The 21,586-nt window shown below is 60.1% G+C and carries 21 protein-coding genes and 3 pseudogenes; 18 read left to right on the top strand and 6 right to left on the bottom strand.

Going from position 1 to position 21,586, the window contains the following annotated elements; all coding sequences use genetic code 11:
• The 3 genes and pseudogenes from ACYQ47_RS18115 to ACYQ47_RS18105 form a co-directional block, all read right to left on the bottom strand.
• A pseudogene (locus ACYQ47_RS18115) lies at positions 1–656 on the bottom strand (enoyl-CoA hydratase-related protein).
• Positions 653–1,867, bottom strand: coding sequence for a CaiB/BaiF CoA transferase family protein (locus tag ACYQ47_RS18110; RefSeq protein ID WP_459906294.1), 1,215 nt, complete (start codon positions 1,865–1,867; stop codon positions 653–655). The pseudogene ACYQ47_RS18115 and the gene ACYQ47_RS18110 overlap by 4 nt, the downstream one beginning before the upstream one ends.
• Positions 1,868–2,029: 162 nt before the next feature.
• Positions 2,030–2,913, bottom strand: a pseudogene (locus ACYQ47_RS18105) (LysR family transcriptional regulator).
• Positions 2,914–3,444: 531 nt separating this feature from the next.
• On the opposite strand from ACYQ47_RS18105, the gene parS reads away from it, so the two are divergent.
• The 5 genes from parS to ACYQ47_RS18080 all read left to right on the top strand — a co-directional run bounded on the left by parS (position 3,445) and on the right by ACYQ47_RS18080 (position 5,768).
• The gene (gene parS / locus ACYQ47_RS18100; RefSeq protein WP_459906293.1) at positions 3,445–3,885 is read left to right on the top strand and encodes a type II RES/Xre toxin-antitoxin system antitoxin; all 441 of its coding nucleotides are present in this window, start codon (positions 3,445–3,447) and stop codon (positions 3,883–3,885) included.
• Entirely contained in the window at positions 3,882–4,361 is a 480-nt protein-coding gene (locus tag ACYQ47_RS18095; protein ID WP_459906292.1) for an RES family NAD+ phosphorylase, read from the top strand. The genes parS and ACYQ47_RS18095 overlap by 4 nt, the downstream gene beginning before the upstream one ends.
• Before the next feature lie 165 nt (positions 4,362–4,526).
• On the top strand, positions 4,527–5,012 hold the full coding sequence (locus ACYQ47_RS18090) for a ProQ/FinO family protein (protein ID WP_459906291.1): 486 nt from the start codon (positions 4,527–4,529) through the stop codon (positions 5,010–5,012).
• A 175-nt stretch (positions 5,013–5,187) separates the two neighbouring features.
• Positions 5,188–5,457, top strand: a complete 270-nt coding sequence (locus tag ACYQ47_RS18085) for a type II toxin-antitoxin system ParD family antitoxin (protein ID WP_459906290.1) — start codon at positions 5,188–5,190, stop codon at positions 5,455–5,457.
• A complete protein-coding gene (locus ACYQ47_RS18080) occupies positions 5,454–5,768 on the top strand; it encodes a type II toxin-antitoxin system RelE/ParE family toxin (RefSeq protein WP_459906289.1) in 315 nt (104 codons plus the stop codon). The genes ACYQ47_RS18085 and ACYQ47_RS18080 overlap by 4 nt, the downstream gene beginning before the upstream one ends.
• 783 nt (positions 5,769–6,551) lie before the next feature.
• Here the strand turns inward: ACYQ47_RS18080 and ACYQ47_RS18075 are convergent.
• Entirely contained in the window at positions 6,552–7,358 is an 807-nt protein-coding gene (locus ACYQ47_RS18075) for an aldolase/citrate lyase family protein (protein ID WP_459906288.1), read from the bottom strand.
• A gap of 316 nt (positions 7,359–7,674) precedes the next feature.
• Here ACYQ47_RS18075 and ACYQ47_RS18070 point away from each other — a divergent pair, with 316 nt between their 5' ends.
• The 13 genes and pseudogenes from ACYQ47_RS18070 to ACYQ47_RS18010 all read left to right on the top strand — a co-directional run bounded on the left by ACYQ47_RS18070 (position 7,675) and on the right by ACYQ47_RS18010 (position 19,353).
• The gene (locus tag ACYQ47_RS18070) at positions 7,675–8,472 is read left to right on the top strand and encodes an IclR family transcriptional regulator (protein WP_459906287.1); all 798 of its coding nucleotides are present in this window, start codon (positions 7,675–7,677) and stop codon (positions 8,470–8,472) included.
• Positions 8,473–8,665: 193 nt separating this feature from the next.
• Positions 8,666–9,280 (top strand): annotated as a pseudogene (locus ACYQ47_RS18065) (MFS transporter); the annotation flags it as partial.
• A 49-nt stretch (positions 9,281–9,329) separates the two neighbouring features.
• A complete protein-coding gene (locus tag ACYQ47_RS18060; RefSeq protein WP_459906286.1) occupies positions 9,330–10,013 on the top strand; it encodes an MFS transporter in 684 nt (227 codons plus the stop codon).
• Between the two features lie 38 nt (positions 10,014–10,051).
• Positions 10,052–10,912: a fumarylacetoacetate hydrolase family protein gene (locus ACYQ47_RS18055; protein ID WP_459906285.1), complete on the top strand. Its 861-nt coding sequence runs from the start codon at positions 10,052–10,054 to the stop codon at positions 10,910–10,912.
• Between the two features lie 5 nt (positions 10,913–10,917).
• Positions 10,918–11,721, top strand: coding sequence for a 2-oxo-hept-4-ene-1,7-dioate hydratase (gene hpaH / locus ACYQ47_RS18050; protein WP_459906284.1), 804 nt, complete (start codon positions 10,918–10,920; stop codon positions 11,719–11,721).
• A gap of 16 nt (positions 11,722–11,737) precedes the next feature.
• The gene (locus ACYQ47_RS18045) at positions 11,738–12,124 is read left to right on the top strand and encodes a RidA family protein (protein ID WP_459906283.1); all 387 of its coding nucleotides are present in this window, start codon (positions 11,738–11,740) and stop codon (positions 12,122–12,124) included.
• Between the two features lie 24 nt (positions 12,125–12,148).
• A complete protein-coding gene (locus ACYQ47_RS18040; protein WP_459906282.1) occupies positions 12,149–13,015 on the top strand; it encodes an amidohydrolase family protein in 867 nt (288 codons plus the stop codon).
• Between the two features lie 45 nt (positions 13,016–13,060).
• The gene (locus ACYQ47_RS18035) at positions 13,061–14,086 is read left to right on the top strand and encodes an amidohydrolase family protein (RefSeq protein WP_459906281.1); all 1,026 of its coding nucleotides are present in this window, start codon (positions 13,061–13,063) and stop codon (positions 14,084–14,086) included.
• Between the two features lie 13 nt (positions 14,087–14,099).
• Complete coding sequence (locus tag ACYQ47_RS18030) at positions 14,100–14,987, top strand: amidohydrolase family protein (RefSeq protein ID WP_459906280.1); 888 nt, start codon at positions 14,100–14,102, stop codon at positions 14,985–14,987.
• Positions 14,984–15,841, top strand: coding sequence for an HpcH/HpaI aldolase family protein (locus tag ACYQ47_RS18025; RefSeq protein WP_459906279.1), 858 nt, complete (start codon positions 14,984–14,986; stop codon positions 15,839–15,841). Before ACYQ47_RS18030 ends, ACYQ47_RS18025 begins: the two co-directional genes overlap by 4 nt.
• Positions 15,842–15,966: 125 nt before the next feature.
• The gene (locus tag ACYQ47_RS18020) at positions 15,967–16,764 is read left to right on the top strand and encodes a substrate-binding domain-containing protein (protein ID WP_459906278.1); all 798 of its coding nucleotides are present in this window, start codon (positions 15,967–15,969) and stop codon (positions 16,762–16,764) included.
• A gap of 207 nt (positions 16,765–16,971) precedes the next feature.
• Positions 16,972–17,997, top strand: coding sequence for a porin (locus tag ACYQ47_RS18015; RefSeq protein ID WP_459906276.1), 1,026 nt, complete (start codon positions 16,972–16,974; stop codon positions 17,995–17,997).
• Positions 17,998–18,081: 84 nt separating this feature from the next.
• Complete coding sequence (locus tag ACYQ47_RS18010; RefSeq protein ID WP_459906275.1) at positions 18,082–19,353, top strand: MFS transporter; 1,272 nt, start codon at positions 18,082–18,084, stop codon at positions 19,351–19,353.
• A gap of 64 nt (positions 19,354–19,417) precedes the next feature.
• Here ACYQ47_RS18010 and ACYQ47_RS18005 read toward each other — a convergent pair whose 3' ends face one another.
• Both ACYQ47_RS18005 and ACYQ47_RS18000 read right to left on the bottom strand, forming a co-directional pair.
• The gene (locus tag ACYQ47_RS18005; protein ID WP_459906515.1) at positions 19,418–19,678 is read right to left on the bottom strand and encodes a DUF4148 domain-containing protein; all 261 of its coding nucleotides are present in this window, start codon (positions 19,676–19,678) and stop codon (positions 19,418–19,420) included.
• Positions 19,679–20,026: 348 nt separating this feature from the next.
• The gene (locus ACYQ47_RS18000) at positions 20,027–21,517 is read right to left on the bottom strand and encodes a mannitol dehydrogenase family protein (RefSeq protein ID WP_459906274.1); all 1,491 of its coding nucleotides are present in this window, start codon (positions 21,515–21,517) and stop codon (positions 20,027–20,029) included.
• Positions 21,518–21,586: the final 69 nt, after the last annotated feature.

Genomic DNA, 21,586 nt, shown 5'->3' with positions numbered 1-21,586 from the left:
TCAGTCTTTCGATGAATTCGATCCGAAAGCGGCCACCGCGGCGCGGAAGTTCTCGCTGCCGTACACCGAGGAAACGAGGTCGTCATCGTCGAAGCGCTGTTCCATCACGATGCGGCGCACGCTTTCGTTCACCGCGCGCTGCGTGACCGGCGACAGCGCGATAAGCCGTTCCGCCAGCGCTTGCGCCGCACCTTCGACCGCGCTTTTCTCAACGACTTCGTACACGTATCCACACGCGAGCGCCTCGTTTGCGCCGATGAAATCCGCGAGCATCAGCATCTTCTTGACGCGTGGCGCGCCGAAAGCGGCCACGAGCCGCGCGAGGTTGCGCGACGACAGGGTGTTGGAGAGCGTCTTTGCAATCGGCACGCCGAAACGCGATGCATCGCTTCGTACGCCACGCCTTGTTCGCCGCTCGTGAAATCGCGGAAGTAGTCGATATCCGTGCCCGATACGAACGACTTGCCGCCCGCGCCGCGCAAGGTGATGCAGCGCACCACCTCCGAACGCTCGCAGCGCTCCAGAAGTTCGACGAGCGTCCGGTACATCGGTATCGTCATGGCGTTGTGACGGCCGGGCCGGTCGATCACGATCTGCGCGACGCCGTTCGTGACGGCATGCAGCGTGACGAGTCCTGCCGTCTCTTCGGCGCTCATGACCGCACTCCGGCCTTCGCAGCTTCGAGTTCCGCGCGCAGTTCCTCGTTGTGTTCGCCCAGCAGCGGCGGATGGAAGCGCATACGCTGCGGCGTGCCCGACAGCTTCACCGGGAAGCCGATGTTCTTCACCTTGCCTTCGATCGGATGATCGATTTCCATCGCCATGTCGCGATGTTGCGCGTGTTCGCTTTCGAACGCTTCCGGATAGGAGAGGATGGAACCGGCGGGAATGCCCGCATCGAGCATCGCCGAAATCCAGTCTTCGCAGTCGCGCGTGCCGAACGAGGTTTCCAGCGATTCAATCAGCGCTTCGCGGTTCTTCAGGCGCAAAGCGACTGATGCATAGTCTTCATGCTGCAACAGGTCGTCGCGATCGAGCAGCGTGCAGAGCTTCGTCCACAGCTTCTGGTTGGTCGCGCCCATCACGAAGTAGCCGTCGCGTGCTTTCACGGCCTGATACGGCGCGCTCATCTTGTTGCTCGTGCCGAGCGGCGTCGGCGGCACGCCTGTGCCCCAGTAATCCGACATGTCCCAGATGGCGAAGGCCATCGCCGAATCGAAGAGCGATGCATCGATATGCTGTCCCTCGCCACTCTTCTGCGCGCCGATATACGCCGACAGCACGCCATACACGGCAAACAGCGCGCAGCCAATGTCCGCCACCGGCACGCCTGCCTTCACGGGCTTGCCGCCCTTGTAGCCGGTCACGCTCATCACGCCCGACATAGCCTGCGCCATCAGATCGAAGCCGGGACGCGACGCCCACGGCCCGCTCTGGCCGAGCCCCGAAATGCTCGCATAGACAACCTTCGGATTGATCCCGCGGATCGTCTCGTAGTCGATGCGCAAACGCTGCACGACGCCCGGCCGGTAATTCTCCACGATCACGTCGGCAGTTTTCGCCAGATCGTAAAAGAACGCGCGTCCTTCCTCACTCTTCAGATCCAGCGCGACCGAGCGCTTGTTGCGATTGAGGTTAAGAAAGCCCATGCTGTCCGGGCCCTTCATCTTGAAGCCCATGGCGCCGCGCGTCTGGTCGCCTTCGAGCGGCTCGACCTTGATGACGTCCGCGCCGAGATCGGCGAGCATCATGCAGGCAAAGGGACCGGCCATCACCTGGTTCACGTCAAGCACGCGGATGCCTTGCAGCGGCAAGGCGCGCGCGTCGTTCGCTTCGGTCGATTGATTTTGTTGTGTCGCTGCGTGCATCTTCGTCTCCCGTTTTGAGTGGGTGCGCGCGCCATCGAAGAGCGCGGCGCTTCAGGAGACTGTGGCCCACCGGCCTGCATGCGGCAAGCATGTAGCCGACATGCCTGGTTTCGCAAAAGACGAAAGTGCGGCTGCCTTGCTTCGCGGTTCGTCAAATGCGCATCAGCATGCGCGCAATTGCTCCACCACGTTGGCGAGCGTTTCGGCTTGCGCATGACCTTCGACGCACGACAGCATATACGCGCGCCGGTGCCAGTCGCCCGCCGGCGGCGCGGACGAAATGGTCTCTTCCGGATGGAGACTGCGCAACACGTCGGGTGGCATCAGTCCGACACCCAGCCCGTGGCGAACGACCGCAAGCATGTGTCGAAGCCCGATACCGCGAAGTTGTTCTCGAAGCGCCGTCCTTCGTCGCGATACGCGCGCTGCACCGCCGACAGAATGGCCGATCCCTTGCCGAGCGAAACGAGTGGAAGATCGAGAAGGGCATCGAGCGGCACGGGCGTGGTATCGAAACGAAAATGCGCGCGGCTGTAGACGAGCATGAGATGATCGTCGCGATAGGGCTGCTGCGCGAGATCGAGAAAGCCGCTTTTCTTTTCGTAGATGCCGATGTCGGTCACCTTGTCACGAAGCATCTGCTGGATGATCTTGCTGTTTTCCTCGACGATCTTCAGCGCGATACCGGGAAACTTGCACCGTATTTCCGCAAGATCGCGCGCCAGAAATTCGATGATGACGGCCTTCGTTGCACCGATGATGATGCGTCCGCCCAGCCCCGTCACGAGCGCCCGAGCGTCTCCCTCGAGCCGGTCGACGAGAGTGTCGATCTGCTGGATATAACCGATGAGTTGCGTGCCGGATTCGGTCACGTCCACGCCGTGCGGCACGCGCCGGAACAGCTTGGTGCCGAGTTGCGCCTCAAGATCTGACACTCGTCGCGACGCCGCCGCGACCGCGAGACCCAGCCGGTTGGCGGCGCGGGAAATGCTGCCTTCCTCGACCATCGCGATGACCAGCGCAATGGTGGTCGTGTCGATCTTCACGGTGTCGCATCCTCGTCCGATGGAGAGCCGCTATGCTAACGCACGGCATTGCTTCGGTGAGGTCCGCCGATGCGTCATCGGGTTGCTCATATCGACAGGCGGCCCACAGCCCCTTGCGCAAGCATCAACGTGAACCAAGGCACATCACCGCATCGCCTGCATTGGGTCGATGGGTGGTCTCGTACGGACAATTCGAAATGCACATATGTCACGTAACTAACATGATTATCCGAATTCCGAATCATAGCCTGCAGGATGCGATCGGATTTGGAGCCAGTGGTCTCTTGAGAGATGGTTAAGCAAGTTGGAGGAAAAAGGATGTCTCAGGATTTCGCCTAGCAAGATTTCTTTCGCCTGCGGCGTGTCCATTTCCGGTCTCCCAAAAGTTGTCAGCTCAGCGAGGCCTGTCACGCAACCGCGATATCTACGAGTCGCACGCGACTTCGGTCAACTTGTTCTGCCCGGCAAAGCGCGCCAACGCCCAATACTGCCAATTTGGTGTAAAATATATGCCAAATGGCAGGAGGCGTTATGACCGTCATCGGCAAAATTTCGGCGAATTCGTTGTTGGGCGGACGCTCGGTTTTGCGCCGCGCACCTCGGTCGGGGCTCGAATGGGTGGATATCGTCCGTCATGGCATCTCCTCTCAGGCGCTCGACTCATTGCTCAAATCCATCGCGATTTCGCAGTCAGAACTAGCGCAAGCGCTCGATATTCCCGAGCGGACCTTGGCGCGGCGCAAGCGCGAAGGCGTTTTCAGCCGCGAGGAGTCGGCCAAGTTACTACGACTCGCACGTGTCGCGGCGCGCGCGGCGGAAGTATTCGAAGATCTCGATCTGGCGATCGGGTGGCTCAAGGCACCGGCAGCGGCACTGGGTGATGCTACTCCGCTCAGTCTTCTCGATACCGACATTGGTGCCGATAGCGTGATGGATACGCTCGGACGCATCGAGCATGGTGTTTTTGCATGACCTTGACGGCATGGCGGGTAGTTACCGAGCGGTATGCTGATAGCCCCTTTTCCGGCGAAGGTGCGCGCCTCTATGGTGGGCGGTGGAACCCGAAAGGGGTGGCGCTCGTATATTCAGCACAAACACAATCGCTTGCGCTCCTCGAGATGCTCGTGCAGGACTCACCGCTGCGGGCGCGGTATGTGATGATCCCGGCGCAAATTCCTGAGACCCTGATCGAGCGGGTCGATGCTGCGATTCTGCCGCCCGACTGGAGAGAGCTCAGTGCACGGACCGAGCTGCAACAGATTGGTGCGATGTGGGCGCAGAAGCGAACGAGCGCGGTGCTTGCGGTGCCGAGCGCGGTCGTCCCTGCCGAAACTAACTATCTGCTCAACCCCAGTCATCCAGACTTCGCGCAAATCGCAATTGGCCCGCGCGATGAATGGGAAACTGACCCGCGGTTGTTGCGGCGCGCCGCTCGAAACGACTCATGACAATGTGTCGCCACCACGCAACCGGCGTTTTGATTTTTACAAACGGGCTTGAGCTAGAGTGTCGGCCGCGTTCGGCATCGCCGTTTGGGAGGACCGCCACGGGCGCCGAAAGGCGATGTTTGAAGGCGACTGGTAAAATCTGGCGACCGATTTCAGGCATGCACCATGGGATTCGAACAGCTCGTTGCGCTTAAGGCGCAGCTGAACCAGGGCGCGAACGGCAAAGCGCTTGCTTCGCGCTTGACTTCATCGCCAGTGGACGCCACACCGGATATCAAGCAGCCACCGAACCTTCGGCGCACGTCTGCCGGCGCAGCCGCGCGCGCGGTCACTACGCTGCAACGACATTTCCCGCGGGCGTTTCCGCGCAGTCCGGCACCAAAGGTCCCGCTCAAGGTCGGGATTCTTAACGCCGTCCTTGCGAGAGCGGCGTCGCTTAGACTCAGCGAACGAGATGCTCGAAACGGCGTGAAGCTCTGGTGTCGTGGCCAACGCTACTGGACGTGTCTAATCGAAGGCGCTGTGCGTGTAGATCTTGCCGGCGCATCCGCTGGCGTTGTCACCGCTGCTGAAGCAGAGTACGGGACAAGTCAGGAGACGACTCGGCTCGCACGCAGGCGGGAGCAAATTACAAACAAGCGTCGTGCCTGACCCTGTCGAGCGGGGAACGTATTCCAAGCGCGCTCTCAATTTTACATCATAATAATTGACCCCAATCTCAGGCCAACATTTTGAGGTTCAATAGCTGGAAGATAGGGCCGTCGTACAGTGTTTGCCCGGTAGGTCGGAAGCGAGTAGGATTAAATCCTACTGAGCGGAGGCTGGTATGAGAACAACCCAGCAAATGAGCATTACGTTACCCAACGAGATGGCCGAATTCGTGCGAACGAAGGTGGCAAGCGGCGACTACGCATCTGACAGTGAAGTGCTGAGAGACGCACTTCGTGCGCTTCGCGAGCGTGACCGTGCCGTCGAAGCATGGTTGCGCAACGAAGTCGTTCCGGCAGCGCAAGCGCTTCGAGACGATCCGAGCCGCGCACTGTCTGTCGATCAGGTACGCGCTGAGCTGAAAAAATCTCGCACGCGTCACGAATGAGTTGGCGGATCCAGTTCGCACCCGAAGCGCTCGATCAACTGCGCAGACTCGAAGCACGCATCGCAAACGCCGGCGCTCCCATGACGGCTGAACGATATGTCGATTCGATCGTCGATTTCTGCATGACGCTCCAGACTTTTCCTGCACGTGGCGTCGAGCGCGACGATCTGCTGCCGGGCCTTCGCATCACTCATTTCCGCAAACGATCGATCATCGCCTATACCTTGGAGGCGGACGCTGTTTCGATTGTGGGTGCCTTCTACGGCGGCCAAGATTATGAAGCAGCCCTGTTGTCTGATGACGACCAGTGATCCGGCATATCAGCGCCATTAACGGTCGCCGTGGCAAGCTAACGGCTACTTATTTGACATAAATCAATGTGAACACCGACATCTGGGAAGCCTTATACAGCGACCTTCGCGGGTTGAGAGAGTTATCTCGATAGTGGTTTTAGAGAGGAAACTAGCTGACGGGCGAATGTCTGCCGCAGTGCTCGGCAGACCTAGATGGTATTGAGGTACTCGATGCATTCCTAGCGGTTTGGTAGGCGTAGACGGTAGGGTGGTTGAGCTCAATCTCAGAAAGATCGCGCACTCTCACTCAGGCGCCACCGCCTGTGCCGATATCGTTCGCAAATAGCGGGCGACGATGGCCGACCTCAGATTTGCGAACATCGTGCTGGCACGGTAAGGCTGACTCGTCGGCTACGTCCGCAAGACGAGTCGCGCAGCGACGAAAAACTTCTCGCGAGTTGTGCCAGCGAAGCTTCTTGTTGCGTTGGGCGCGGTGGCATGGGACGCCTGACCGCACCGATCAGTGCTCCCGATCCTGTCTGCCGAATGGAACATAATTCATTAGACCCTTGCTGTTTGTGACAACGGCAGATGCACGGCAATCAAACGTACCATTCGAGCGGCGACTGTCCCGCCGCTTGCGCGAGGCCGCTCCTCGCAACCCCTTCGAGCGAACGGTACGGTTTCTCGCACCGGTTACGACATTTGTTTTACTGGATCATTCCGGGTTCTCGCGACTGTTCCCAGCGCGACACGAGCTCATGCCGCTCGACTCGGCTTCTTTGCCGGCGCGTCGATAGGTTAGTAACCGCCTTTCTCGCCGGAAGCCGGCTTATCGGAAGCTTCCCTGTAAGTCGAAAGGAGCTTCGAGGCCGCGCTCATGAGCAGGCTAACGTCCGTGCCCACTGCGACAAAAGTCGCGCCTGCGGCCAGATACTCTCGCGCATAGGCTTCGTCAGGGGCGAGCACGCCCGCCGCCTTGCCCGCTTGCCTGACGGTGGCGATGCCGTTGCGAATCGCTTCGCGAACGGGTTCTGCGCCACCCTTGCCAAGCAAGCCCATCGAAGCGCTGAGGTCCGCCGGTCCAAAGAACACGCCGTCGACGCCTTCGACTTGCACGATGGAATCGAGGTTGCGCAAGCCCAGCGATGTCTCGACCTGAACGAGCACACAAATTTCGCTGGCCGCTTGCTCCAGATAACCGGGAACGCGATTCCAGCGTGGAGCTCTGCCGAGCGCCGCGCCGACGCCACGAATCCCTTGAGGCGGGTAGCGTGTCGCCGCAACCGCTTCTCGCGCCTGTTCCGGTGTATCGATCATCGGGAGCAGCAAGGACTGAGCGCCGACATCCAGAAGCTGCTTGATGAGCGCGGCGTCGTTGCGCACCGGCCGCACGACCGGTTGCGTTCGATACGGCGCCATTGACTGAAGTTGAGCGAGCGTGCTGCGCAGATCGTTCGGCGCGTGCTCGTTATCGACGAGGAGCCAGTCGAAGCCGGTTGTCGCAAGTGCTTCCGTGACATAAGCGTCCGCAAACGCGGCCCAGAGTCCGAACTGGGGAATACCCTTCGAAAGCTCACGCTTGAAGATGTTGATCGGCAGTTCCATGCAGGTCCTTGGAGAAGACAGTGTGGCGAAGGAACTCGTCACACGTCGATCTGTTGACGATAGCTCGATTATCTGGCGTTCCGGGTGGCACGGAACATCCACCATCTCAGTCCCGTGTGACTCAATGTAGGAAATATCCGCCTGGTGGACAATTCGAGGATTTTCCCTCGTGTTCAGGACGCTTGTGACCGTGCAGTCTCAGCGTCTGCGCCACGCGCGTTAGAACGTAATGCATCCATCGACCCACGGAGACAGGCACTTGAAGCGGCCACCCAAACCTTTATCAGCCCCGGCAACGCCACCCTCGGGAAGTGGCGTGAGCGACGACGAATCGTCCAGCGTACGCGTGATCGGACGCGCGTTCCACGTCCTGCGCGTCTTGGCGCTCGGCGGCGAACATGGCGTGCGGCTCACGGATATCGTGAGGTATTCGGGCCTGAGCCATCCGACCGTTCATCGAATCCTTCAGACGCTGATATCCGAAGGCGTTGCGGAGCAGGAAAGGGCCACGCGGCGCTATCGTGTCGGGCCTGAAATCAGCCTGCTCGGTCTCAGCCGGCCCGCTCACTTTCCCGTGCGCACCGCGGCCGAACCCTATCTCGCGGCACTGACGAACGAGATCGGCGACACGACGTTCCTCACGATCCGCGCCGGCTGGGACTCGGTGGCCATTGATCGCAAAACCGGCTCTTATCCGATCAAGGTGCTTGCCATCGACGTCGGCACGCGCCGTCCGCTCGGCGTCAGCATCGCGGGCGTCATGCTGCTCGCGACCATGCCGCCGGATGAAGCCGAGCACATCTGCGCAATGAACGTCGCCCGACTGCCTGCGGACGGTCCGTCTGTCGAGACGATCCGGGCGCGCGTGGAAGCGGCGCGCATCAATGGATACGCTTATTCGCAGGACGGCGTGTTGCAAGGTACGCGCGCCATCTCCGTACCGGTCGTGAACGAAGATGGCAAGGCCATCGCCGTGATTGCGATTGCGGCCATGTCAGAACGGCTCGCCGAGTCGGAACTCCCGCGCATCGTGAAGATGATGCGCAACAAGGCGGCGCTCATCGCGAAACGCCTTACTGAAATGCAGCAGACCGGCCGCTCGCGTGCGCGCTGAAGCGCACACTTTTGCCCGCTTGACGCTCTCTTCTAAAAAAATCCGCAGGGCGGACAAATACGCGGTTTCGCTGTGGCTGCGGCTCACACGCCGTGAAATCATCAAGCCACACGAAATGACCGCGCAACGTTAGCGCGACGAGTGGCCACACCGGAGACTCGTCGCGATTTCAGGAAGCGCGCAGGAGACGCGCATGAACGACACCGCTGACGCACCCTATGGCCTCCAACAACGACTGGGCATCATCGTGTCGTGCATGCTCGGCTTCGCGCTCGATCTCTACGATGTACTGATCATGCCGTATCTCATGCCATCGATTCAGCACTCGATGCGCATCACGCTGGGCGAGGCTGCGAGCATCACCACAATCACGCTGATCGGTTCGGTGCTCGGCGGTGGCGTATTCGGCTGGCTGGGCGACCGGATCGGACGCAAGGCCGCATTGCAATGGACCCTCGTGGTGTTCGCGGTGGCTTCCGTCAGTTCGGCATTCGCGTGGAATTTTTCCGCACTGGTCGTGTTGCGCTTCATCGTCGGCGTCGGTCTCGGCGGCGAATGGGGCGCAGGGATGGTCCTTTTTAACGAGACCTGGAATCCCCAACGCCGGGGACTCGGCACCGCCCTCATTCAAGGCTCCGCGGCTATTGCAGGCGCGTGTGCATCGATCGTCGGTCTTTGGGCCGTTCAGACATTCAGTGCAGATTGGGGATGGCGTATTGGACTTTTGACGGGTGGCTCACCGGTCGTCCTGGCCGTTTTCATTCGGTTTTGGATGCCGGAATCGAAGGTTTTGGGAACAATACGATCGCACGCGCCGCGCGGGTCTCGCGAAATCGCGTCAGAACACTTTCACCGCGATGTTGAGTGGTCGCCTGCGCGCCATTTCCGTGGTTGCTGCGCTTTGGCTCACGGCCTACATGTTCTGCTACTACGCGGTGGTCGTCTTCATCCCGAGCCTGATGCTCAAGACGCTTCAGACGCCGTCGGATATTGTGCGGACCACGACGGTCACGGCGGCGCTGGTGGGCGGAATCAGTTACATCGCGATGGGCTGGCTGAATGACCGCTTCGGGCGAAAGTTCGGCGCCATCGCCCCCGGCGTGTTCTGGTTGATCGCGCTCTTGATTCTCGTCGCGGCCCCGAACACGCATTACGCCGGCTCGTTACTCGCGTGGCCGATCTTCTGGTTGCCCGTTGTCTTCGCCATCGGCAGTAGCGCGCTTGGCGTGGTCGGCGCATGGCTTTCTGAATTGTATCCAATCGAAGTGCGTGCAACCGCTGTGTCGACGCTGTACATGCTCGGTCGCGCAGCCGGAAGCCTCGCGCCGATCTTGGTGCCGGTCGCCGCGACCATGCTGGGCGGACGCCTCGCACATGGCATGTTGATCGCGCTGCCTGCGGCTACCGCATTCATTCTCCTCTCCTTCGTCCTTCCCGAAACACGCGGCCGCCGTCTGACGGCCGCCGCCGAAGCGGCTGCATCCAAGTCCGCTTCGCCCGGGAGCGACGACGCCTGGCTCAACAACAGCCAACGCCGCTAGACGCGGCTAACTCATCCATCGACTATCAGGAACGGGTCATGAAACTTCTCCGCTTTACCTTGCGCAATGGCGACGGCCTCAAGCGTGCCGGCGTGCTGCTGGACGACGGCATCGTCGAGATGCGCGAAGTCGCGACGCTGGACGATCTGCTGGCATCCGGCGACGTGTCCGCCGTGACGCACCGGGCGATTGATGCCGCGGGCGCCGCGCGCATTGCCCTTGGCGATGTGCGGCTGCTTCCTCCGCTGAGCGCGCCGGAAAAGATCTGGTGCATCGGCGTGAACTACAAGGAACGCAACGAGGAGTACAAGGACAACTCCGACCTCCCGCGTTATCCGAGCCTTTTCGTGCGTAACGCACGTTCCTTTGTCGGTCACGACGAAGCGCTCATTCGTCCGCGCGTTTCCGAACAACTCGATTACGAAGGCGAACTCGTGTTGGTGATCGGCAAGGCCGGACGTCATATCGCTCGCGAGCGCGCTTATGAGCACATCGCCGGCATGACACTCGCCAACGAAGGATCGGTGCGCGACTGGCTCAAGCACGGCAAATTCAATGTCACTCAGGGCAAGAACTTCGATGCATCGGGAAGTCTGGGACCGTGGATCGTCACGGCCGACGAATGCGATCCGGCCGCTGAACACGCCATTCGAACTCGCGTGAATGGCGAGCTTCGTCAGAACGATACGACCGCGCGTCTCATGTTTCCGTTCGACGCGCTGATCGCTTATCTGAGCACCTTTGCGACGCTCCAGCCGGGGGACCTGATCCTCACCGGCACGCCGACTGGAACGGGATGGCGTCAAGACCCGCCGAGCTGGCTCAAGCCCGGCGACGTGGTGGAAATCGAGTCGCCCGGCATCGGCACGCTGCGCAACACTGTCTCCGACGAGGTCTGATCATCATGCTGGAACAAGCAATCATCAACCGGCTGGCGCAATCGCTCGAAGAGTCGGAACGCAGCCGCGAGCCGCTCGGCATCTTCTCTCATGCGCATCCCGACATCACGATCGACGACGCCTACGCCATTCAGGCCGAATGGATGCGCATCAAGAAACAGAAGGGTCGCAAGGTGATCGGTCACAAGATCGGCCTGACCTCCAAGGCGATGCAGGAGGCCGTGGGCATCGACGAGCCGGACTTCGGTGTGCTGCTCGACCACATGCTGGAGTACGACGGCGCGCAAATCGACACATCGCGCTTCCGGCAGCCGCGTATCGAAGTGGAACTGGCATTCGTGCTCGACAAACCCTTGTCCGGTCCCGGCTGCACGCTTTTCGATGTGCTCGACGCCACGCGCTATGTCGTGCCCGCACTCGAAATTCTCGATGCCCGTCTGCACCGCGTGGACCCGGCGACGAAGCGGGGGCGCAAGGTGATGGACACCATTGCCGACAACGCCGCGAACGCCGCACTCGTGCTCGGTGCCCGGCCGTTTCGCGTGCATGACTTCGATCTTCGCTGGGTGTCCGCGCTGCTGTACCGCAACGGACAAATCAGCGAGACCGGTGTTGCCGCAGGCGTGCTTGGACATCCCGCATTGGGTGTCGCGTGGCTCGCCAACCGGCTCGCGGATCACGGTCAGATGCTTGCCGAAGGCGAGATCGTTCTGGCGGGTTCGTTCACTCGCATGATCGACGTCGCTGCGGGCGATGTGATTAACGCGGACTACGGTCCATGTGGCTCGATTTCGTGCCGCTTCATCTGATCGGAAGACCAACGCCATGTCGCGCCGCAAAAGCATCTATATCCCCGGGTTCAAGCATAAAAACCCGATTCCGAACGCCTGCGTGATCGATGGTGTTCTGACGTCGGGAATCATTCTCGGCATCGATCCAAAGACCGGTGACATGCCTGCCGACATTCAGGCGCAGTGCGCCAACATGTTCGGCCATGTCCTCTCCATCGTCGAAGCAGCAGGCGGCACGCGTGACGATATCGTCAAGATGACCGTCTGGTTGCGCGATCCGTCTCAGCGGCAACCGGTGAACGACGAATGGGTGAAGCTCTTCCCCGATCACGATGACCGCCCCGCGCGTCATGCCATGCCGCTCACGGCCGAAGGTCCGTCGCTCGTACAGTGCGACGTGATGGCTGTATTGCCGCGATAAACGGACAGACCACAGGAATTCAACATGCCAGAATATTTTCCGTTCGATCCCGAACCGCGCACGCCGTCCAAGATGCCGCCGCCGCTTGCATGCGATAGTCAGTTCCATGTGTTCGGTCCTGCAAAGCGTTATCCGGTGCTGCCGGGTGCGGCTTACGAAATGCCGAGCGCGACGATCGAACGCGCGCTGCGCCTGCATTCGGTTCTGGGCTTCACGCGAGGCGTGATTGTGCAGGCCACGACTTACGGTGCGGACCATCAGGTCGTGCTGGACGGACTCGCGGCCGCCGGCCCCAACTATCGCGGATGCGCAAATGCAGTCGTGCTCAAGGAACGGGACGACGCGTACATTGCGAAGTTGCACGATGCGGGTGTGCGTGGCGCGCGTTTCTCGCGCGCCGGCCTCGGCCCATCGATGGACGAGAAAGACGTGCAGCGGGCGCTGGCGCGCGTCAAGGAACTTGGATGGTATGTGAAGGTGCAGCCAGAGCCGGGTGGCATCGCCTCGACCATCGCGCCATTTCGCAGGCTCGACGTGCCGCTGGTGATCGATCACATGGGCCGGCCGAATCCGGAAGCGGGCGACGCCGATCCTTCGCTGCAAGTGGTGCTCGAGATGCTCTCGGAAGGGAATACGTGGACCATGCTTTCGCTCGGCGAGAAGATCACGAAGGCGGGCCGCCCGTGGGACGATGTCTTGCCGATCGCGCACAAGCTCGTCGAAGCCGCGCCGAATCGATGCATTTACGGCACGGACTGGCCGCATCCGGTATCGCCCAGACAACCCCCGAATGATGCCGATCTGCTGGAACTGCTTTATCGCTATGTGCCCGATGAAGCAACGCTCAGGCGTGTGCTGGTCGACAATCCCGCAGAACTCTTTGGGTATTGACCGCTTATCGTCGGTCACTTGGCTTCGTTAAAGAAGAGAAACGACATGATCATTGATTGCCACGGTCACTTCACGACCGTCCCAGCATCGTTCAAGAACTGGCGGATGAGGCAGGTCGAACACGCAAACGATCCGGCCAATGCGCCATCGCGCGAAAGCGCCCGCGTGAGCGACGACGAGATTCGCGAAGCCATCGGCAACGGCCAGTTGAAACTGCAACGCGAGCGTGGCAGCGACCTGACGCTGTTCTCACCGATCGCCGGCCTGATGAGTCATCACCTCGGCAACGAACGCACGAGTCTCGAATGGGCCGAGCTGTCCAACGATCTGGTGTTCAGAGTCACCGAGTTGTTCCCGGACAACTTCGCGCCGGTGTGTCAGTTGCCTCAGTCGCCGGGCGTGGCTCCGGCCAACTCGATTCCGGAGTTGCGGCGATGCGTGGAGGAACTGGGTTTCGTGGGTTGCAATCTGAATCCCGATCCCAGCGGCGGATTCTGGACCGGCAAGCCGATGACGGATCGCGAATGGTATCCGCTCTATGAAGCGTTGGTGGACCTCGACGTGCCCGCGATGATCCACGTGGCGTCGTCGTGCAACGCGTGCTTTCACAGCACGGGCGCGCATTATCTGAATGCCGATACCTCCGTATTCATGCAGGTCCTTCAGTCCGATCTCTTCAAGGACTTCCCGACGCTGCGTCTGGTGATTCCTCACGGCGGCGGCGCGGTGCCGTATCACTGGGGACGCTATCGCGGTATGTCGCTCGACATGCGCGAGCGTCCGCTCGAAGGCTTGCTGGACAACATCTTCTTCGATTCGTGCGTGTATCACCAGCCGGGCATCGAACTGCTGACGAAGGTCATTCCGTCCGACAACGTGATGTTCGGTTCGGAGATGATCGGTGCGGTGCGTGGCAAGGACCCGGCGACTGGCCAGTATTTCGACGACACGAAGCGTTATATCGATGCCTGCCCGGCGCTCACCGACGAAGATCGCTTCAAGATTTTCGAGGGCACCGTGCGGCGCGTCTATCCGCGTCTGGACCAGCGCCTTAAGGCGCGCGGCAAGTAAGGCGAATCGGACCATGTCAAACATCATCGATAGTCACCCGCACATCGTCTCCGACGACGAGCAGCGTTATCCGCCCGCGCCTTTGTTTGGCAAGCGCTCGGCGTGGTCGAAAGAGCGTCCGACGACCGTCGACACGTTGATCGAACAGATGGACCGTGCCGGAGTCGCGAAGGCTGCGGTCGTGCATTCGTCGACCACGTATGGTTTCGACAACGGCTATGTCGTCGATGGATGTGCGAAGTATCCGGACCGGCTGGTCGCGGTCGGCTCGGTCGACGTGCTGCAACCGAACGCGCCCGACATGATCCGTGACTGGGTCGATCGCGGCCTCGTCGGCCTGCGTTTGTTCACAGGCGGCAGTACGCAGGCGTTCGATGCGAGCGTGCTCGAAGATCCGCGTTCTTATCCGTCATGGGAAGCATGCGCCGAACTCGACCTTCCGATGTGCATCACGACGAGTCTCGCGGGCCTGGCTCAGGTCCAAGCGCTGGCCAGACGGTTTCCGTATGTCGCGATCGTGATCGATCACATGGCGCGGCCGAATCTCAAGGATGGGCCGCCTTATCGGAGCGCACAGGATTTCTTCGGTCTTGCGGCGTTCGATAACGTATTTCTCAAGCTGACGCCCAAGAACTGCGAGGATGCCCGAAGCGGACTGGCGACTCCCGAGACGTTCTTTCCGCAATTAGTGGATGCCTTCGGTTCGCATCGGCTGACATGGGGTTCGAATTATCCGACATCGCCCGGAACGCTGTCCGACATTCTTCGCACCATGCAGGAGAGTCTGGCCTGCGTGAGCGCCGAGGATCGCGCCTGGATCTTCGGAAAGACAGCCCAGCGCTTATATCCGGCGCTTGCCGACACGCCAACAATCGACACTACGCAAGGGAAAACATCATGAGCGATGTGCGACTCAACAGCATCATCCGTGCGTTCGAATCAGGCAAGCCGGCGCTGACCGCGTTTGCGAAGCTCGACAAGCAAACGGCCATCGAAATGAGCGATGCGCCTTATGACGGCATCGTGTTCGAAATGGAGCACAACCCGTATGACGTCGCCGCGCTCGGCGACGCGCTTCAATACATGTTGAACCGGAAGGACATTGCGACATCCGGGTCGATCGCGCCGCGTGTCACTCCAATCGCACGTATTCCGGCCAATGGCGTGGAAATGAATCAGGCCTTCGCCAAGCAAGTGCTGGATCGCGGCTGCTATGGCGTGGTCTGGCCACACGTTTCGACGGTCGAACAGGCCTACAACGCGGTGGCGTCCTGCCGCTATGCGCGGCCTAAGAATGCGTCGCTCTACGAACCGAAAGGCGTGCGTGGCGACGGACCGGCAACGGCGGCACGGTACTGGGGCTTGAGCATGGCCGAGTACTACGCCAAAGCCGATGTATGGCCGCTCGCGCCGCAGGGAGAGATCCTCGTTGGTTTGATGTGTGAGAGCGTGGAGGCAATCGAGAATCTCGACGACATCCTCTCGAACGTTCCTGGCATTGGCTTCATTCTGATCGGCGAGGGCGATCTCAGTCAGCAACTCGGCTATGCGCGTCAGTATGAACATCCGGAAGTGCTCGGCGCCATGGCGAAGATCGTCGAGACCTGCGGCAAGCACAAGGTCGTGGTCGGGCATCCGCACGTCACCTCGAAGAACCACCAGCGCGTGCTTCAGGAAGGATTCCGCTTCCTTATGTCGGCCCCGTCCCGCAGCTACGGCATCGTGAGCGAAACGTGGGAACTTGCGGGTTACTGATTGCCTAACGAGTATCAAGGAAGTTGAACATGTCAACGACTCAGAACGTGCCGACGCTTCGCGTCAATCTGGACGATCATCCGATATCGAAAGCCATGCGGGATGGTCGCGTGAGCTCGGAGCTTTTGAAGCTCGATTACTGCGGGCCATCACCGGCTCACAACGGCTTCAGGGCGATGTTGCGCGAGGACAGGTTCGATGCGGGAGAGCTGGCGATCGTGACCTATCTGCAGGCTAAATGCTACGGGAAGCCCTATGTGTTGCTGCCGGCGCCTATCCTTGGGCGGCTGCAACACCACTGCGCGGTCTATAACTCCGTCTTTGGCGAGCTTGAACCGAAGGATATCGAAGGCAAGCGCGTCGGCGTTCGATCGTACGCACAGACAACGGGGTTGTGGGTGCGCGGCATCTTGCGTCATGAATACGGCGTGGATCTGGACAAGGTTCAATGGATGACGCTTGAGGATGGACACCTCGCGGAGTATTCCGACCCGCGCGGTTGCGAGCGGCTTCCGCACGGCACGTCGATTGCCCGGCGCATGCTCGACGGCGATCTGGCCGCGGCTCTCCTGGGCGCGCCGGACATGCCAAAAGATCCGGCCGTGCGCACGTTGATTCCGAATGCACATGCTGCTGCTGAAGACTGGTTCGCGCGAGAGGGCGTCGTCCCGATCAACCATATGTTCGTGGTTCATCAGGATATCTCGACGAAGCACCCTGAACTCGTGCGTGAGTTGTATCGAATGATTGTCGAGAGCCGTGAGCAAGCGGAGGGCTTGCCGGCTATCTTCCCGCCGATCGGACTCGAAGCAAACAGAAAAGGGCTGCAACTCGCGATAGATTGGGCGGTGGAGCAAAAGATCATTCCCCGCGCGCTCAGTGTCGATGAATTATTCGATGACGTGACAGGCAGTCTCGGCTGACCTTCCTCCGATACAAGCCAGGACTGCCGGACCCTGCACAGGCGGACATTGGTTCGGCGAACACGAATAAAAAAATATAAATAAGTATTCCGTATTAAAAAAAGGGACGATGAATCAGACCGCGAGCAGCGGCCGGCGCGGTGTCGGCCAAAGAAAAGCGCCGCTTGCTGACGGATCGAAGTAGATCGATAATTTACTAAAAGAGGCATGGAGATGATTAAGCGGATTTCGTTATTGTTTGCATTGGGCTCAATGACCGGAGCAGCGTATGCACAGTCGAGCGTGACGCTGTCGGGTACGCTAGACGGTGGCATCCGTTACACGGATTCAAAGGCAGGGACGACTTACTCGACCAATAATCGCGGCTGGTATAGCTCGAACCGGCTGATCTTCACCGGAAGCGAGGATATCGGGGCGGGTTGGTACACATTCTTTCGTCTAGAGTCAGGTTTCTTCCTGGGCAACGGTGCGCTCGACAACACCACCAATACATTGTTCAATCGGGCGTCGTATGTTGGCGTGCGCGGTCCCTACGGCACCTTGATCGCCGGGCGACAATTCACGATCGCGCATGATGTCGCATACGACTACGATCCCTTCAATCTTCTCTATCCCACCTTGATTCCCGTGTCGGGGGCATCGGCCGGGTTTCGCGTCAGTAACGATGTCAAGTACATCGCGAAAATCGGCGGTCTCGATTTCCGCGCGGAAAATTCGTTCGGCGGGCAAGCGGGCGACTTCAATGCCGCTGCCATGCGCGGACTAGGCGTTCAGTACCGATGGAACTGGCTGAAGGTCGGCGCCTCATACGAATATCGCGACATACAGCAAGGCACGACCGCGATCTATAGACCGGACAACTACTACACGTTTGGCGCCGAGTTGACTTTTGGCGCGTTGCGTCTGGCCGGCGGTTATATGAACGACAACCAGACTCAGGCCGCGCCGGTGTCCGACGTTCGCACGCTCAATTACTGGGGCGGCACGACCTATGATCTCACCCCGAGCATTCGTCTGGGCGCGGCTTACTACATCACCGACCTGCCGAATCAGAGCGGCAAACGAAGCCTCGGCGTCGGGAGCCTGACTTACTTGCTTTCCAAGCGTACCTTGCTGTATGCCGAGGTGGATTACACGAAATACGGTGGCAGCTACATCACGAATGCTTCGTTGAATGCGCAAAAAATTCCGCATCAGATCGGCGCGACGGTCGGTATCAATCACTCGTTTTAAACGCACGGCGGAGTCACGTCCAGGCGTCTATTTTCGGAAGAACATCGTATGAAGTCGGGAGAGGGTATGAACGGAAATGCGGAAATGACCGACACAAGGCTATTGAGCCGTTCTTCTACGGATAGGCCCTGGGCCATTCTCGTATTGCTCACCGTTGGCTGGCTGATCTCGTTCATCGATCGAACGAGTCTTTCATCGGCGATGGCCGACAAGACTTTCATTCACGAGTTCGCTTTGACCAGCGTCCAGCGCGGATGGCTTGGCTCGGCCGTGTTCTGGTCGTATGCGGCCCTTCAGTTGCCGATGGGATGGATCGTCGACCGTTACGGCGTGAAATGGCCGTACGGCATCTGCTTTTTCTTGTGGTGCCTCGCGGCGGCGGCCACGGCATTGACCCATTCGCTTACGTCGCTCATCGTCGTGCGTTTGCTGATCGGCGCGAGCGAGGCGATCGTCTTGCCAGCCAGCTATCGCTACATCGCGAACAGTTTCGACGAAGCGCGAAAAGGCACCGCTACCGGCATCTTTTCAATGGGCGGCAAAGTAGGGCCGGCAGTCGGTGCGGCCGTGGCAGCGTGGTTGATCGTAGCGTACTCGTGGAAAGCGATGTTCGTCGTGACGGGCTTGCTGGGAATGGTGTGGCTGCTTCCCTGGCTCGTCTTCATGAAAAACGACTTTCCGACAAGGGACCAATTGTCGATCGCCAAGCGCAGTGCCACCCGAGTGCCGCTTCGCAATCTGCTGGTGAGCCCGGTCGTGTGGGGCGGCTTCATCATGACGTTTTCCTACAGCTATTTCGTTTTCTACTGCGCGACATGGATGCCATCGTATCTGGTGGAGCAGCGCGGTCTGACGTTGATGAGATCGGGCATGTACACGTTCGTCAGCTTCATCAGCGTGGCATTCGTCGCGGTGGCCGCAGGTTGGGCCGCGGATCGGATCATCGCCCGAGGGAAGAATGCGTTAATGGTGCGCAAGGCTTTCGTGGTCGCGGGGGCGCTCGGCGGCATGACTGTGATTCTTGGTGCTTACACCGAGTCGCAGGATATGGCGCTGTTCTGGAACATCGCCTCGCTGACATTGGCGGGCCTGGCGACAGCGAACAACTTAACGCTATCGAAACTCATGTTGATCCCGAAACCGGCCATCGGCTTGAATACCGGATTGCTGACCGTTGCGACGAGTCTTGCGGGCGGGGTATCGGCGAGCCTGTGCGGATGGCTGCTTCACGTGGGCGGAAGCTATACGCTGCCCATGCTCTCTGTTTGTATTTTCTTGCTGATCGGTGCAGTGAGTGCGGTAGTGTTGATGCGACGCGAGTGGGCCCCGAAAGTCAACGATGCGCTGCCCGATTGAATCGTTCAAGTGCGAAGCGCGTACGCCCTGCGCTTCCCATTGACGTTTGCTTTTGCCGGTTTGCTCATCGACCTGACTGAACGGCGCTGTCTGTCGCTGATCCGAAGGCCGCGTTGGCGCTTTGCTCGCGAGCGACAGTTGCTTCGGCCTGCTGCAAGTTTCGCGGATAAAGCCAGTTGTTCGCATACGGCTTGTAGCCTGCGTTTTCGAGTTGCACGAGATTCTCGCGAACCTGAGCACGGGTGGCCGACTCGCTCGTTTGAGCATGGGAAAGAGGCGGGACGAGCAGAGCAGCGACCGCGAGAAGTGTGTGTAGTTTGAGCATGTCTGTATCACCTAGTTCATGGCTACGAACAGTTCGCAGCGACATGCTCAGTCTACGGGTAAACGTGGTTAGGGAAAACGCTGGCTCGACGCTAAGTTGCGTTAATGTCCGCCAGTTGGACTTCACACGTTTTGCTTCGAGCGCCCTAGTAGCCTTCTATGAGAATGGTCGCTCAGCTCTTGAAAATTTCCTACTGTCGGCGAAGGCTTAAACGGCGGCCATACGGCTGCGGCGCCGACACCGTCCATTGATCGCAAGCCCAACCGAACCACTGAGAGGTTCGGACACGACCTCGGTGGTATTCCTCAGAGGTTAGAATGCAAACCAGGCGAAGATCAGGCGAAACGATCAAGTCCGGAGACACACTCTTGAGTATTTACCGACAGCGATAAGCGTCCCCGCATCTAGCGCTTTTGACGCCACCTTCAAGCTTTCGACGAAGGCGGGCGCATTAGCGAGAGCTTCGGGAAAGACTTCGCGAACGCCGAGTATTGAGGTGACAAGCGCTTCCGGGCTTGGCGCATTCGCGGCGAGTTCGGTCAGGCGTTGCGCCATCGGATCGCTGATCGGGTATGACGTGCCGTCGTCGGCGCGGCCGCGCAGGAAGCGCAACCACGCCGCCACCGCCAGCGCGAGCCCGTCGAACGACTGTCCCGCATCCAGCCGCGCCGAAATCGACGACAGAATGCGCGGCGGGATTTTCTGACTGCCGTCCATCGCAATCTGCGCACAACGATGCTTGAGCGCCGGATTCGCATAACGTTCGAGCAAGGCATCGCGGTAAGCGAGCAGATCGAACGATGCAGGCACGTCGAGCGTCGGCGCAATCTCATGCGTCATCACCGCGTGGATGAGTGCGCGCAAGGGCGCGTGGCCGACCGCATCGCTGATGGCTTCGAAACCCGCGAGCATGGAGAGATAGGCGAGCGTCGAATGCGTCGCGTTGAGCATGCGCAGCTTGGCGATTTCGAATGGTGTGACATCGTCCACGAGTTGCGCGCCCGCAACTTCCCACGCGGGGCGTCCTTGCGGAAAGCGATCCTCGATCACCCATTGACGAAACGGCTCGCACGGCACGGGCACGTTGTCCGTCACGCCGAGCGCGGCGCGTGCGGATTCGCGCTCGGCATCGGTCGTGGCGGGAACGATGCGGTCCACCATCGTCGAGGGAAAGGCGACGTGTTCCGCGATCCACGCGCCAAGCGTTGCATCGAGCCTGGCAGAGAACGAGCGCACCACTTGCTGCAAGGCCGCGCCGTTGTTCGAGAGGTTGTCGCACGACAGCACGGTGAACGGCGGCGTGCCGGCATCGCGGCGCGCTTTGAGGGCGGCGCTGAGAATGCCGGGCACGGTCGTCGCGTCGTCGGGATGGGCGAGATCGTGAATAACGCCCGCATGGTCGAAATCCGCGTCGCCGGTCTTCGCATCGCGGCAATACCCTTTTTCGGTGACGGTCAGCGAGACGATCTTCACGCGCGCATCGGCCAGCAATTCGAACAGACGCACGCGGTCGAACGGCATCGCCAGGACTTCGACTAGCGAGCGCACGACCGTCACGCTCACACCTGCCGGGCCACGTTCGACGACGCTGTAAAGACCGTCCTGCGCCATCAGGGCATCGCGCTTGCCGACATCGCCCTGCAAGGTGACGCCGCAAATGCCCCAGTCGCCGCCGCGCGCGAGCATCGCCTCTTCCGTGTAAAGCGCTTCGTGCGCGCGATGAAAATTGCCGATGCCCAGATGCACGATGCCAATCGCCGGCGCGCGCCAATCGGCGGAGAGTACATGGCCGCTCAGCGCGGGCAGTCCGGCACGGGAAAGGCTTGAGTTTTGCGTCATTTTTCGGTGTGTCTGATGAAGGCCGGCAGGGAAAACCCGGAATGACCGAGTGACATACTGGTATGGTAG

The sequence above is a fragment of the Caballeronia sp. HLA56 genome, assembly GCF_054655155.1.
Note: the sequence above shows the minus strand (reverse complement) of the source record. Positions and strands in the feature narration are given on the sequence as shown.

Excerpts from the sequence above, each read along its gene's own strand:
- ACYQ47_RS18095 (WP_459906292.1), top strand. The coding sequence starts at position 3,882 with ATGACCTTGACGGCATGGCGGGTAGTTACCGAGCGGTATGCTGATAGC.
- ACYQ47_RS18015 (WP_459906276.1), top strand. The coding sequence starts at position 16,972 with ATGGAGATGATTAAGCGGATTTCGTTATTGTTTGCATTGGGCTCAATG.
- ACYQ47_RS18035 (WP_459906281.1), top strand. The coding sequence starts at position 13,061 with ATGATCATTGATTGCCACGGTCACTTCACGACCGTCCCAGCATCGTTC.
- parS (WP_459906293.1), top strand. The coding sequence starts at position 3,445 with ATGACCGTCATCGGCAAAATTTCGGCGAATTCGTTGTTGGGCGGACGC.
- ACYQ47_RS18075 (WP_459906288.1), bottom strand. The coding sequence starts at position 7,358 with ATGGAACTGCCGATCAACATCTTCAAGCGTGAGCTTTCGAAGGGTATT.
- ACYQ47_RS18010 (WP_459906275.1), top strand. The coding sequence starts at position 18,082 with ATGACCGACACAAGGCTATTGAGCCGTTCTTCTACGGATAGGCCCTGG.
- ACYQ47_RS18045 (WP_459906283.1), top strand. The coding sequence starts at position 11,738 with ATGTCGCGCCGCAAAAGCATCTATATCCCCGGGTTCAAGCATAAAAAC.
- ACYQ47_RS18055 (WP_459906285.1), top strand. The coding sequence starts at position 10,052 with ATGAAACTTCTCCGCTTTACCTTGCGCAATGGCGACGGCCTCAAGCGT.
- ACYQ47_RS18040 (WP_459906282.1), top strand. The coding sequence starts at position 12,149 with ATGCCAGAATATTTTCCGTTCGATCCCGAACCGCGCACGCCGTCCAAG.
- ACYQ47_RS18060 (WP_459906286.1), top strand. The coding sequence starts at position 9,330 with ATGTTGAGTGGTCGCCTGCGCGCCATTTCCGTGGTTGCTGCGCTTTGG.
- ACYQ47_RS18110 (WP_459906294.1), bottom strand. The coding sequence starts at position 1,867 with ATGCACGCAGCGACACAACAAAATCAATCGACCGAAGCGAACGACGCG.
- ACYQ47_RS18000 (WP_459906274.1), bottom strand. The coding sequence starts at position 21,517 with ATGACGCAAAACTCAAGCCTTTCCCGTGCCGGACTGCCCGCGCTGAGC.
- ACYQ47_RS18025 (WP_459906279.1), top strand. The coding sequence starts at position 14,984 with ATGAGCGATGTGCGACTCAACAGCATCATCCGTGCGTTCGAATCAGGC.
- ACYQ47_RS18085 (WP_459906290.1), top strand. The coding sequence starts at position 5,188 with ATGAGAACAACCCAGCAAATGAGCATTACGTTACCCAACGAGATGGCC.
- ACYQ47_RS18005 (WP_459906515.1), bottom strand. The coding sequence starts at position 19,678 with ATGCTCAAACTACACACACTTCTCGCGGTCGCTGCTCTGCTCGTCCCG.
- ACYQ47_RS18080 (WP_459906289.1), top strand. The coding sequence starts at position 5,454 with ATGAGTTGGCGGATCCAGTTCGCACCCGAAGCGCTCGATCAACTGCGC.
- ACYQ47_RS18090 (WP_459906291.1), top strand. The coding sequence starts at position 4,527 with ATGGGATTCGAACAGCTCGTTGCGCTTAAGGCGCAGCTGAACCAGGGC.
- ACYQ47_RS18030 (WP_459906280.1), top strand. The coding sequence starts at position 14,100 with ATGTCAAACATCATCGATAGTCACCCGCACATCGTCTCCGACGACGAG.
- hpaH (WP_459906284.1), top strand. The coding sequence starts at position 10,918 with ATGCTGGAACAAGCAATCATCAACCGGCTGGCGCAATCGCTCGAAGAG.